The organism is Neokomagataea tanensis (genome assembly GCF_006542335.1).
In the GTDB taxonomy this organism is placed as follows: domain Bacteria; phylum Pseudomonadota; class Alphaproteobacteria; order Acetobacterales; family Acetobacteraceae; genus Gluconobacter; species Gluconobacter tanensis.
Window position 1 is genome coordinate 919,486 of the sequence record NZ_CP032485.1, and the last position, 12,739, is coordinate 932,224.

Here is a 12,739-nt window from a genome sequence, read left to right on the forward strand (position 1 = left end):
TACGTCCAAGGTAACCATATTCGTGCCTTCTTCCCTCACGGGCTATCTTGATGTCTGCAATCGTTACGAGATTGCAGGCTGGGCCATTGATAAAAATACCCCTGACCAAAACCTACGTTTGCTCATCCTACAAGACGGCGTAGTCATTGATGAAATCAATACTGACACGTTCCGTGCCGACCTCATAGAAAACGGGCGCGGGGGACACTGCGCGTTCCAGTGGTTCTGGCCAGAACCACCGCCTCATGAGGGCTGCGTGATCGACATCTGCAACGCAGATACCCGACACCCGCTCAATAATACCCCAATTTCAATTCCACCGCTGCCTAGCGCGCTGGAAGGCTGCATAGACCTCACGGACAGGCACAAAATTGCTGGTTGGGTCCGTGATCGCCTAAACCCTGAACGCACCGTCTGGCTCACCCTGCACATAGACGGGCAGAGGATTCAGCGTATTGCCGCAAACCGCTTCCGCCATGATTTACGTGAGGCAGGGCTTGACCACGGACGATATGGCTTCGAGCATGTTTTTATTCCTGCCCTAAATCTCTTCACAGACCACAGCATCTCCCTCACGCATGGTACTACCCCATTTCAAGAGCCGCGCGGCCTGCCACGCACCAACACCCTTACACCTGACGTAAAACATTTTCTCAGCCAAATATTTAAATCCACCAAAAGTGAGGCTGAACGCCAAAGCACTTTGACCTTCCTAACCGAGCAAACACACGCCCTCCGCGATTCATCAGCCGCAGACATTACAGCCCGCGCCGAACGAGACTCCTCACAACGAGCAATCCGCCTTTTTGAGAAGGCTGAAGCCTCCGTACGTCCATGTATCCTCGTGATTGATGATCAAGCGCCGGACCCAACGCGCGATGCAGGGTCCGTCGCTTTATTGTCTCATATTCGTGCCATGCAACGCTTGGGGTATGATTGCTGTTTTATTCCTTCACGCCGTCCACCAACGGAAGAAGACAACTTACGCCTCTCTACTCTTGGGGTGACATGCCTCATGCCGCCCATCTTCACAGGGCCTGAAGAAGCCTTAAAACGCCTCGGAGACGGGCTCGAAGCCATTTATTTGCATCGCCTTAATAACGCAGAGAGTTATTCCGCCCTCAGCCGCGCTTTTGCTCCAACTGCTCAACTTATCTGGAGCATTGCGGACCTCGCCTCGCTCCGCTTTCACCGTCAAGCACTCTGCGAGCAGCGACCTGAACTAACCAAAATGGCACAACGATTAGAGTTCAGAGAAAATATGTGCGCATGGCTTGCGGACGCCGTCATCACGCACTCCGAAACCGAGGCTCATTTGTTAAAATGCAACGTCCCCACAGCGAAAACATATGTTGTACCTTGGGATGTACCACTCCACAGGCGCAGTAAAACCACCGCGCCGTCTGCCCCTGTTATTGCTTTCGTGGCGCATTTTGCTCACGCCCCTAACCTCGATGCCGCAAAATGGCTGGTAATGGAGATTCTACCCTATCTCACACAGCATATCCCAACGCTGACCTGCCGCTTAATTGGCAGCGCCATGCCTCATGCACTCCACATGCTGACGGGCCCGAACGTAGAGATCATAGGGCATGTCTCAGATATTGGCAGCGCGCTAGAGGGCGTAACTCTCTGCGTTGCACCCTTGCGATTTGGTGCCGGCATAAAGGGAAAAATTCTTGAAGCATGGTCCTTCGGGTTGCCAATCATCATGACCCCCACCGCCTCAGAGGGTATTGTCGCCGATGATCATCCCGTTTTGAAGCATTCTATCGCTGGAGCAGCTGACGCCTTTGCGCAGAGTATTCTCAAACACCTTAAGCCCAGCGTCGCCAAGGCGCACATTACGGCTGCCCGGGCGCTGCTGCGCGAGAGATTTACCGAAGAAAATATTACCTCAGCTTTTCAACCTTTTTTGCCTTCCTGCGAACCCCCTACCAGGGAGGAGGTCCCCTTCGATCTGCATTGAGATCGATGGGGTCACAGCCCCCGACGGGGCACTAATGTTATGACGTTTCGCTTCACATCAGGCTCTTGTGCATTGCGCAATTCATTGAGCGATTGATGGTAAATACGCACAAAGAACTCCCTCCGCCCGTTAGGACGGCGCCAACGCTCAAAAGCCATAACTGTGTCTGGCGCTGTACTGTCTGGCTGATCCGCAAAGCGCCATGAAAGACCAAAGAGCGCCATCATAGCGTCCTGATTGGAATCATGACCCGCGAGAACCAACATACGAGTTTTAGTACTTACACCGGGAATATTCTTAACGTCTCGATCCATTAAAAAATTTCGAATAGCTGCCGCCATGAAGCCATTTTTTACACGAGCATAGGCCGGCGTCCTACGTAGGAGACGGCTCTCATACTCATGTACCGGCATAACCAGTTGAATAGCTTGTTCCACATCTGCGTGCTCCGGCCCGAAGTCTTCCGCAGGAAAACCTTCCGCCTGCATGAGCAGAAAATTTTCAGCCAGCATTCCTGCTGTTGCGACACCACCCTTAAGGTGAGGTTTGCCGTCTTTCCATTCCAGCGAAAGGGGCATTCGGAAGCACTCGCTCGATTTGTGCCCCAAAACGCACCCGCCCGGCGCCACCCATGCCTGTAAATGGGCCAAACCCGCAGCAACTGCGGGCGGCATTGGCCGGGATGAAAGAGTCATGAAGTCTTTGAGAACGGCCATATGGTCAGAGGTCGAAATACCCTGAACAGACAGGCCATTGTAAATAGGGTTTTGCTTACCCTCAGCCCATCGGGCCACGACCCCACATGACGGGGCAATATTTTGGGCCCATATTTCGCCCGTGCGCTGCGTTCTATGGTCTGCGCCATCGGCCCACACGACAAACGCGTGCGAGTCCGACGGGCATTTCTGCGTCGATAAGAAACCTTGCTGCACATATCGTCCGCGCACCGCTTTTACCATAGCGGCAAGAGCTTGCTCCCCGTGCTCTGTCATCTCCCCGGGTTTGACAGGCCATTCTGGCCAATTAAAGCCTGTCATTAAGCGCAATTCATCTACCGATTTCGTTGGGCTTCGCACACCGTGACGCCCCAGAAACACCACCTTTTCCAACACCGCGTTCTCTTTTGGTGCGGCATATAGCCGTGGCGCGCTAAGTAGCCCGGCACTGACCACGCAACCAAGCGTTAGAATACGGCAGAAGGTAGGTAACATTTTCATGGATAGGTCGCCGTCAGATTAAAAAAGATACTACGCCCGGCCAATCGCCAGTAGAGCGGTGCATTACCGACTGACTGATTGCCCGCAAACGCGCTCACGGCATGATTATCGAACAGATTTGAAATCTTTAGGCTAGGGGTAACATCGCGCAAATAGCCACCGATGTTATGAATTCGCCACCCCAAGGCCAGATCTGCCGTTGCATTGCTGCTGATGCGGTATTGATTGGCAAATACTGTCGCCCCTGAACTGCTTGTGACGCTGTCCAGCCCCCAACTTGGCCCGACAAATTTACCCATAAGCGAGAAATATGCTCCACACGGGTCTTCAAACAAAAGCCCAGCTGACGCCAAAAACGCAGGTGAAGATGCTACGTGAACTCGTGTCTTTTTATAAGTAGCATCATTAACGCTGTAATTGCCGTACAGTGAGAAACCCCACCCCAAGGCATATTGCCCCTCGGCTTCAATACCTTTGTAGACTGCCCCGCTGCTGTTTACATATGTGGACATTGTTCCGATCTGGCCGGGCACGTTAATCTGAGCTTGGGCGATATAATTATCAAAGTCGATGTAATAACCATCCAAGGACAGCATCCAGTTCCGTCCATGGTAGACGGAGCCGACCTGATAATTTAGCGTTGTTTCAGGCGAAATATTCCCCACTGAACTCACTTGGAAAACCGCCATCGGAGGCGCTAGAAAACCACGCGCAACCTGTGCGTAAGCGCTCCACTTTTTCGTAATAAGCTGGTTTATAGCGATTGAAGGCTGCCATGAATGGTAGCTCTGTGTTGTGTCCAAAGGTACCTTCGTACCTTTGTTAATCGCCGCATTATAATCGCGTTGGAACGATGTGTATTTTATACCCGGCTTAATGGTTGCGCCGTGCCAAGGGTGAAGATCCAGCTCAAGATAGGGCTGTAGAGACGTGCTTGTATCGCTAATATCATAGCTATAAGCGGACCCTGTTTTACCGATAACAGGCGTCCAGTTTTTGCTCAGGTTAACAGCATATGTGTAGCGACGGTCTTTTTGCACATCAGCCCATACACCTAAAAGGACATCGCCATAATCTGTGTGCGCTTTAAAGCGCATCGTGTCTCCGTATGCCCGCATCGCTGCGTCAGCGTATTTTCCGGGTATATCGTTCGGGTATGTCGCTACTTTTTTACCTGCCGCATTGTATAACGTTACGCCATTGGCAGACAGGCTACGCTGGCTTGGATCCGTGCTTTCAGTGTACGAGTGCTCAAAACCATTCGTGTAAAGTTGATTCTCAAATATTAACCACGATGCAAGGCGCGTCTTCAAACCGATATAATCAAAATCAGCCGCGTATGTGCTCGGCTGATATCCTGCATAACACTGACGAGCTGGATCGTTACACAAACCATAATTATTACCAAACGACTTATAATCCGCGAGTGTCGCGCCTTGTGTCGTATTTTGCCACTCACGATTATATGTCATCTGCACCGTCAGAACAGTTTCCGGCGCAAGCTCTGCAACGTCTTTAAAGAGAATATTACTACGGCGTTCACCCGAACCCGTTAAATACCCATCCGTGTCTTCATGCTGCATATCAAGCACGGCGCGGCCCAAACGGGTTTTACCGCTCTCAAGCATTAACCCACCAGCCCGGGTCGCGAAGCTACCATAGGTTCCGTAAAGGGTAACGCCCGCTTTTTTGGATGGATCACGTGAGCGGAAGCCAATTGTGCCGCCGAAAGTAGCATTACCGATCGTTGACGCGGTGCCGGGGCCCCGGTCAATTTCAGCCTGATCAAGAAAATGCGCGATAAAAAGTGATGACGTTGTGTGGTGCAGGTCAGACGCGTTCCCGAACGGGATACCATCATACGTCATATTGTACTGACCGTCTTGGAAGCCTCGTAAGCTCATTGTCTCAGCTTTTCCCATGCCCGGGCCGTTCGGGTTTTGAGAAAAGACACTCGGCTGGAAACGAATAATATCATCCACACTGGCAAGTGGAACAATGTTATTGCGTAAAAACCCTGACTGAATAATTGAAGTCGGTTGCGTAATATTTAACGGTACTGATGCTGGAGCAATTCGCGCCGCCCGCCCGATAACCGTTATATTTTCGACATGCTTTTTGTCTGCTTTGTCAATTTTCGTTTTTTGAGTTTTTTTATGCTCGGAAAGGTCTTTTGCGTGTGCATAGTGTGCCACGGAAAATAACATTGTACCGGCAAGGCACACCGCGCGAGGTGCCGTAAAACGCCGCTTAAAAGCCATGAGAACCCGCCAATATTTTGTAATAATTGGGGGTTCTGTAGCCGAAATACTTCTAACGATAAAAGATATTTAAAGGGCTGTCATTAAAAGTTCATAACGAACTATGGCAGTTGTCGCTTGCTGGCTAATGGGTCAATTTTAGGCTCTGTTCCGGATCCGGAATCAATCACGACAATCAAGTCGCCCGCAATTTTTAAAGGAACCCGGTCCTTCAGCAGCAATGACGAAAAGCGGCGATCGTAACTTGCAGCTTGTTCGTATTGAGCATCAATCAAACCGTGATGGTCCATAATTTGATTCAAAGCCGCTGGAATGCGAATACAGCCTTCAGAGGCAGAATGCCCTAAACGCCACTCAAGAAATTGTGGATCGGTAGCGTGTATCTCCAGACGGATTTGCCCCGTTTCGTGTTGCGGCAGCCAACCTTTCATCGCAGTGTGCCATCCAAGGTCCCAAACGCGGGAGCCCTTTGCACCAATGCCGCGGATGCCAAACTTATTTTTGGTACCCTCCGCGCGATACCCCAGGCGGTCGATGGTGTTATGAAACACTCCAGTCGGCGTGATGTAATAGTACTTACGAGCAGTCGTACCGGTCGATACGGGCGCCCCTCCAAGAGACTCCCATGGAGCATCAGGAAACGCCAAAACGAAGTTTACACGCTGTACGGTCTCTGCTCGGTCCACGACCATAACCACTTGCGGCCGGTCAATTTTGGTGCCGTCTTGTTCTATCGCGTCCTTGGCCATCTGCACGAAGGTGGCGCGCCGTGAGGGGCTGAACGGCGTGTAGCGTGCTATTTTTTGGCGCATTTCTTTTTGCAAATTATGCGCTTCTGCCCGTGCTTCAGCGTCAGTCGCCACCGGCAAGGGTGGGATAACGACGGGTGGAGGCTCCGGCTTTGTTTGCGGTGGCGCTGGGGGCGGGGGCACTTCCGCCATTGCGCTTTGCGTCGGCATGTTAGCGTCGTTTGACGTCGGCGCCATTTGCCCACCATGCGCACACCCGACCAGCGAGCCAGACATTGCAATAGCACTTACAGCGACCATCGCGCCGCGGCGTACGTATCGGGAGAAAGGGGCGAGCGACATCAGCAAAGCAAAGATCCTGAACTTAGTCTTACTACGGTCAAAACATTATTCATTGTGAGGGCAAAGACTTAAACTGCCCCCAACACCACCGGAACGCACAAGCCCGCTTAAAGATCCAACAGCAGGCGACGAGGGTCTTCCACGAGTTGTTTCACCCTTACAAGGAAGCTGACCGCTTCGCGCCCATCAACAATTCTGTGATCGTAAGACAGCGCAACATACATCATCGGACGAATAACAACCTGACCGTCACGCGCGACAGGCCTATCCTGAATTGCGTGCATACCCAAAATGCCCGATTGCGGAGCGTTCAAGATTGGAGTGGACAACAAAGACCCGAAGATTCCACCATTGGTTATGGAAAATGTCCCCTGCCCTAACTCTTCAAGCCGCAAGCTGCCTTTGCGGGCGCGCGTGCCGTAATCCGCAATACCCCGCTCTAATTCAGCAAAACTCATCACATCAGCGTCGTGCAGTACCGGCACGACCAAGCCGCGCTCAGTACCGACAGCGATACCCAGATTAACGAAATCACGATAAACGATTTCGTCCCCGTCAATTTGAGCATTGATTGCTGGAAAATCTTTTAAGGCAACAACAACAGCCCGAGCGAAAAAGGACATGAAGCCCAAGCGTGTACCGTTATGGCGCTTCTCAAAATCGTCTCTATATTGAGCCCGCATTGCCTTGGCGGCCGACATATCAATTTCATTGAACGTCGTTAAAATTGCTGCCGTATTTTGCGCCGTTTTCAGGTTGGTTGCGATTGTCTGGCGCAGGCGTGACATGGGAACACGCCTCTCCCGCCCCTGCTGTTCCGCCTTAAGCGAGACAGCTTTAGGACCCTCGAACGGAGATGCTTTGGACTGCGCTTGCAGAGGGAGCGCTGTTTCTGAATGAAGTTTTGCCTGCGCTGGTGGTGCTGGTGGCGCTTCTTTTACCTGCTCTTGAAACGCCTGAACTTGAGGCTCTGGGGACTGGGGCTGAGAGACTTGAGATACCGGAGCTTGGGCTGTTTCATCTACCGTTCCAAGCAAACCGCCGATTTCCACCTCAGTGCCCTCAGGCAAGCAATTCCCAAGCTCGCCCGCACTCGGCGCAACCACCTCTACCGAGACCTTATCTGTTTCCAATTCTAAAATTACATCGTCGAGCTGAACATAGTCCCCGGCTTTTTTGAGCCAGCGCGCAACACTCGCAGTCGTCAAACTCTCACCCAGTGCTGGCACTCTAATTTCGACCGCCATGTTCAGCTCCTTACCTAAAGCATCGCCCCTCACGGAACGTTTTTTGGTGTGTTCTACGGTTTACACACTCTGCGTTAAAGACAATATCGCATCTTACTCCCCTCCGGAAAACCGGGAACCTTCACCTGCACATATGTTTTAAAGGCAAGACCCTGATATTGAGGCCGTCATGACCACTTCCGCATCTTCTTCTGACATTCTGCAATCGGACAGGCTCACCAGCCGTACGAAGGCAATTTTGCAAGCCCGCAGAACACCTGAAGAAAACGCCCGGACCCTCTCTCCTAAAGCTTACACTGCTTTGACAACGCTGGTGTCTGCTCTGCTACCGCAAGACGAGCTAATCCCGGGCAAACCAATTGATCTGCCAGCCGCGGTAGACCGGGCGCTCACCGGCCCCCGTGATGGGTGGAGATTTGCTGAACTCCCCTCGGACGCTGCTGCGTGGGAAACTGCCCTCCTCACCGTAAGTGACTATGTTGAGAGTACTTATAATAAACCTCTCAGCTCCCTTTCCGTGGAAGAAGGCGGCGCGCTGCTTGATCGCATAGCAGAAGGGGCAATTGGTTTATGCAAACCGGACAGGTTTTCAGCATTTCAAATGCAGCGCTGGTCGGGAGATTTTCGTGCCGATGTTATCGATGCTTTCATGGGACACCCTGACGCACATCAGGCGCTGGGTATTTCCGCTTACCTAAACGGTAATAACAGCAGCCTTTCAGGCTTTCAGTGCGTTACACCAGACACCCCTGAAGCCTTTGAGCCTAAGGCGTCTTCTTCCTTGGCCTCACTCCCCGTAACAGAGCTTTAAGAGCGCCTGATAATGAAAACCTATCCCACGACCGAAACTGCGGATGTTGTCATCATTGGTAGTGGTGCTGGCGGCGCTCCCATTGCTGCCCGCATGGCTCAAGCTGGTAAGCGCGTCATTGTGCTTGAAGCTGGCCCACGCTTTAATCCCGAAAATTACACAGCTGATGAAGCCGGCGCCCGTGAATTATACTGGCTGAACGAACGCCTGTCGGGCGGGGCCAATCCTCAGGCTTTTGGCGGCAATAACAGCGGCACAGGAGTCGGTGGCTCCCTCCTTCATTATGGAGCGTTTATGCCGCGGCCAGATCCCCGCGATATGCAATTGCATACCGAAACCGGGATGAGCGTTGACTGGCCTTTCCAATATGACGAACTCCTACCTTATCTGGAAGAAGTCGAGGCTTTCATTGGCGTATCCGGCCCCAAACATTATCCATGGGACCCAAGCCGCTCCTATGCTTTCGCCCCCCCGCCAGCCAACTCTGCGGCGCTCAAAATGCGCGAAAGCTGCGATGCTCTTGGCATACGCCATGCAGACGGACCGACTGCGCTCATTACACAAGCGGTAGAACAACCCCATTTTGGCAAAAGAGAAGCATGCTCTAACTGCGGGGCGTGCCATCAAGGCTGCAGAAACGGCTCAAAGTCATCCGCAGATAACACATGGCTTCCCCTTGCCGTCGCACACGGAGCCGAAATACGAGCAGAAAGCGTTGTCCATACCATTGAAACAGACCAGCGCGGGCAGATAACAGGCGTCGTCTACCACCATAAAGGCCAAGATATCCGCCAGAAATGTGATCAGCTCGTCTTATCGGCTGGAGCAGTAGAAACAGCGCGCTTACTCCTCCATAACGGCTTGGCTAATAGCTCCGGTCAGGTGGGGGAAAACTACATGACCCACATCTCTACTCAAGTATGGGGCGTGTTTGACGAAGACCTGCGCCCTAATCGTGGCTACCCTTCTTTAACAATTACAGAAGATATGATGCGTCCCAAAGACGCCGATTTCGCCGGGGGGTACCTGATCCAATCTTTGGGTATGATGCCGGTTACATGGGGCAGCCTCGTCGCGCGCGGCACAACACGCCGAGGGCCCGACCTGGCGCGAACCCTTGCCCAATACAACCGTAGCGCTGGATTAGGCATACACGGGGACTGCATCCCGCACCCAGATAACAAGGTCGTCTTGTCGCATGAGAAGGATGCTCTCGGCATCCCGAAACCACTCATTACGCACAGCTACGGTCCGAACGAGTTGGCAATGCATGCACACGCATCCAAACTCCTTACGTCTCTTTGGCAAGCTGTCGGAGCAAAAGATATACGCATCCTAGATCGTGCAGCGCATATGATTGGCACTGCACGCATGGGAACAAAAGCTGATAGCGCGGTTGTTACGCCTTTTGGCCAAAGCTTTGACATCCCCAACCTCTGGATCAGCGACCACTCAACCTTTCCAAGCGCTACAGCCGCGAACCCCGCCCTGACAATCATGGCGCTTTCGCTCCGAACGGCTGATGCAATGCTGCGCCAATAACGGGCTTTCACGAAGACCCAAAGAAAACTTGACAACGCCTCGGGGTGGCCTCTAGGGTTACCCCGACTCTATCGGGTAAGACCGTATAGTCTCCCTCCTTTTACGGATGTCTCCCTCTTTCGGGCCCTTTTCCTGTAAAAGCACCCTGAAAGACGCCTCTAACCGATTGATCGGTCTTCCAGCGGCACATCCTTCCCCCCTATGTTACGCCCAGAGGGCCAATCAAGGCGCATCCTGCATGCATCTCGCCGAACTAAAAAAGAAATCTCCAGCTGACCTTCTGGCCTATGCCGAGGAACTCGAAATCGAGAACGCCTCGTCCATGCGCAAGCAGGACATCATGTTTGCTATCCTCAAATCTCTGGCCGAGCGCGATCAGGCCATTTACGGGGAAGGCACACTTGAAATTCTCGCCGATGGCTTCGGCTTCTTACGTAGCCCAGAAGCTAACTACCTTCCCGGTCCAGACGACATCTACATCTCACCCGCACAGGTCCGCCGTTTTGGTCTTCGCCCAGGTGACACCGTTGAAGGTCAGATCCGCGCCCCGCGCGACGGAGAACGCTATTTCGCACTGCTCAAGGTCAACTCCATCAATTTCGAAGACCCTGAGATAGTCCGCACCCGTATCAACTTCGATAACTTGACGCCGCTTTACCCAGAGCGCCGCTTGAAAATGGAAGTTGAACAAGCCGAAGCTCCTCCCGTTGAAGGTCGTAGCAAAGGCAAGAAAGATCAGCGCGACTACACACCACGCGTCATCGACCTTGTCACGCCAATCGGTATGGGCCAGCGCGCACTGATCGTTGCTCCACCCCGCACGGGTAAGACTGTTATGCTCCAAAGCATTGCAGCCTCCATCTCCGCTAACCACCCAGACGTTTTCCTGATCGTTCTGCTTATCGACGAACGCCCCGAAGAAGTCACGGACATGGCGCGCTCGGTACGCGGTGAAGTTGTTTCATCAACCTTTGATGAACCCGCTACACGCCACGTTCAAGTAACAGAAATGGTACTCGAAAAGGCGAAGCGCCTCGTTGAGCACAAACGTGACGTGGTCATTCTGCTTGACTCAATTACGCGCCTTGCCCGCGCCTACAACACCGTTGTGCCCTCATCCGGCAAGGTGCTGACCGGTGGTGTAGACGCCAATGCATTGCAGCGCCCCAAGCGCTTCTTTGGTGCTGCGCGCAATATCGAAGAAGGCGGCTCCTTAACGATCATTGCAACAGCACTGATTGATACAGGCTCCCGCATGGACGAAGTTATCTTTGAAGAATTCAAAGGTACGGGTAACGCTGAACTTATTCTCGACCGTAAGCTGGCTGATAAGCGCACCTTCCCCGCAATCGACATCACGAAGTCGGGTACGCGTAAGGAAGAAATGCTGGTGGATCGTGGAGATCTTTCCAAGATGTGGGTCCTACGCCGCATCCTTGCCCCGATGGGTACCATGGACGCCATGGACTTCCTGCTCGACAAGCTTAAATACAGCAAGTCGAACAGTGACTTCTTTGAAGCCATGAACAACTAGTGCCAAACGGCCCGCCCTCGAGCGGGCCGTTTTTTTATCTGGTCACGCAAACAAAACTATTGCTTAGACGGCCATAAGCTAAAAAATAGAAATAAAGACTTTCTATTGTTTCTATTTATATAAATTTAGCAGCTCTTTAAAACGCGTCCATCAGAGCTTGTTCTTTTTTGGAGTTTACTCTCATGGATGCGTTTATCCCCCGCAATACCTTGCTTCTAATCGCCCGCTTTGGTTTGACACTGCTGTTTCTTGTCATGGGCTGGAGCAAACTGACGGATTTCTCAGCGGCTGTAAGCTACATGGTACAATCCGGCGCCCCACTTCCAACGATGTCAGCAGTCGCCGCAATCGGCATTGAAATTTTTGGCGGCCTCGCACTTCTGGCCGGTCTTCTGGTAGAGCCCATCGCCCTGCTCCTTGCGTTTTACACCATAGCGACAGGCTTTATTGGGCATCATTTCTGGACCATGAGCGGCTTGCTTCGCTACGACATGATGATTCATTTTTACAAAAATATCAGCATTGCTGGAGGTTTACTCGCCCTTGCCGCTGCTGGCCCAGGTCGCTTCAAGCTCTCTTTCAAACGCCGCTGAAACACATCAGGCCTAGTCACTTTCGTCACTAGGCCTTCAGAATAAAACTTTGTTGTTAACTCTTTTTACACAGCTACCGCATACAAAGCTCAGCGGAGCTCGTCATGCATTTTTTAAAAAGCCCCACACTATCAAAACCCGAAGACACGCATTTCATCCATATTTTGGAATGGCGTAAATATTTACGGCAGATCGAAAACGCTTCGGTTTTCAATACATCCTCGTCCATGTGGGGAGAGGTCTCTGTCATTGAATGCACAATGCACGGAACACCCATGGTGTTCGCCCTAATCCGTAAATTTAACGGAAAGCCCCTGGGCCACGGTTTTGCGTGGCAACGCGGAAGGCTCCAAGCGGAGCTTAAAACGCTTGAAAAACCAAAAGATCTAGCCCATGCGGTACTATTCTTTGGAGATTTTATTACCGACCTTTTGTAAGTCGGATACTGATTTTATCGGGGATTTTTGTATTTTA

At 52.1% G+C, this 12,739-nt stretch carries 10 protein-coding genes; 6 read left to right on the forward strand and 4 right to left on the reverse strand.

From position 1 onward, the window contains the following. Positions 1-22 precede the first annotated feature (22 nt). Positions 23-1,969 (forward strand): glycosyltransferase family 4 protein, encoded by a 1,947-nt coding sequence (locus D5366_RS04240; RefSeq protein ID WP_141492428.1) that lies wholly within the window; start codon positions 23-25, stop codon positions 1,967-1,969. Positions 1,970-1,980: 11 nt separating this feature from the next. Here D5366_RS04240 and D5366_RS04245 read toward each other — a convergent pair whose 3' ends face one another. The 4 genes from D5366_RS04245 to sucB all read right to left on the reverse strand — a co-directional run bounded on the left by D5366_RS04245 (position 1,981) and on the right by sucB (position 7,785). Further along, complete coding sequence (locus tag D5366_RS04245) at positions 1,981-3,186, reverse strand: histidine-type phosphatase (RefSeq protein ID WP_141492429.1); 1,206 nt, start codon at positions 3,184-3,186, stop codon at positions 1,981-1,983. Further along, complete coding sequence (locus D5366_RS04250) at positions 3,183-5,447, reverse strand: TonB-dependent receptor (RefSeq protein WP_240775344.1); 2,265 nt, start codon at positions 5,445-5,447, stop codon at positions 3,183-3,185. The genes D5366_RS04245 and D5366_RS04250 overlap by 4 nt, the downstream gene beginning before the upstream one ends. A 101-nt stretch (positions 5,448-5,548) precedes the next feature. Next, positions 5,549-6,496: a L,D-transpeptidase gene (locus D5366_RS04255; protein ID WP_373317523.1), complete on the reverse strand. Its 948-nt coding sequence runs from the start codon at positions 6,494-6,496 to the stop codon at positions 5,549-5,551. Positions 6,497-6,645: 149 nt separating this feature from the next. Then, positions 6,646-7,785: a dihydrolipoyllysine-residue succinyltransferase gene (sucB, locus tag D5366_RS04260; RefSeq protein WP_141492431.1), complete on the reverse strand. Its 1,140-nt coding sequence runs from the start codon at positions 7,783-7,785 to the stop codon at positions 6,646-6,648. A gap of 169 nt (positions 7,786-7,954) precedes the next feature. On the opposite strand from sucB, the gene D5366_RS04265 reads away from it, so the two are divergent. The 5 genes from D5366_RS04265 to D5366_RS04285 all read left to right on the forward strand — a co-directional run bounded on the left by D5366_RS04265 (position 7,955) and on the right by D5366_RS04285 (position 12,702). After that, positions 7,955-8,596 (forward strand): gluconate 2-dehydrogenase subunit 3 family protein, encoded by a 642-nt coding sequence (locus tag D5366_RS04265; RefSeq protein ID WP_141492432.1) that lies wholly within the window; start codon positions 7,955-7,957, stop codon positions 8,594-8,596. Between the two features lie 12 nt (positions 8,597-8,608). Next, the gene (locus D5366_RS04270) at positions 8,609-10,138 is read left to right on the forward strand and encodes a GMC family oxidoreductase (RefSeq protein WP_141492433.1); all 1,530 of its coding nucleotides are present in this window, start codon (positions 8,609-8,611) and stop codon (positions 10,136-10,138) included. A 238-nt stretch (positions 10,139-10,376) separates the two neighbouring features. Beyond that, the gene (rho, locus tag D5366_RS04275; protein WP_141492434.1) at positions 10,377-11,672 is read left to right on the forward strand and encodes a transcription termination factor Rho; all 1,296 of its coding nucleotides are present in this window, start codon (positions 10,377-10,379) and stop codon (positions 11,670-11,672) included. Between the two features lie 182 nt (positions 11,673-11,854). After that, positions 11,855-12,265 carry a DoxX family protein gene (locus tag D5366_RS04280; RefSeq protein WP_141492435.1) on the forward strand — a complete coding sequence of 137 codons (411 nt, stop codon included), beginning with the start codon at positions 11,855-11,857 and terminating at the stop codon, positions 12,263-12,265. 104 nt (positions 12,266-12,369) lie between these two features. Further along, complete coding sequence (locus D5366_RS04285) at positions 12,370-12,702, forward strand: hypothetical protein (RefSeq protein ID WP_141492436.1); 333 nt, start codon at positions 12,370-12,372, stop codon at positions 12,700-12,702. Positions 12,703-12,739 lie beyond the last annotated feature (37 nt).

Bases quoted from the DNA above. Each gene is read 5' to 3' on its own strand.
- D5366_RS04245 (WP_141492429.1), bottom strand. From the start codon at position 3,186: ATGAAAATGTTACCTACCTTCTGCCGTATTCTAACGCTTGGTTGCGTG.
- D5366_RS04250 (WP_240775344.1), bottom strand. From the start codon at position 5,447: ATGGCTTTTAAGCGGCGTTTTACGGCACCTCGCGCGGTGTGCCTTGCC.
- D5366_RS04255 (WP_373317523.1), bottom strand. From the start codon at position 6,496: ATGGTCGCTGTAAGTGCTATTGCAATGTCTGGCTCGCTGGTCGGGTGT.
- sucB (WP_141492431.1), bottom strand. From the start codon at position 7,785: ATGGCGGTCGAAATTAGAGTGCCAGCACTGGGTGAGAGTTTGACGACT.
- D5366_RS04265 (WP_141492432.1), top strand. From the start codon at position 7,955: ATGACCACTTCCGCATCTTCTTCTGACATTCTGCAATCGGACAGGCTC.
- D5366_RS04270 (WP_141492433.1), top strand. From the start codon at position 8,609: ATGAAAACCTATCCCACGACCGAAACTGCGGATGTTGTCATCATTGGT.
- rho (WP_141492434.1), top strand. From the start codon at position 10,377: ATGCATCTCGCCGAACTAAAAAAGAAATCTCCAGCTGACCTTCTGGCC.
- D5366_RS04280 (WP_141492435.1), top strand. From the start codon at position 11,855: ATGGATGCGTTTATCCCCCGCAATACCTTGCTTCTAATCGCCCGCTTT.
- D5366_RS04285 (WP_141492436.1), top strand. From the start codon at position 12,370: ATGCATTTTTTAAAAAGCCCCACACTATCAAAACCCGAAGACACGCAT.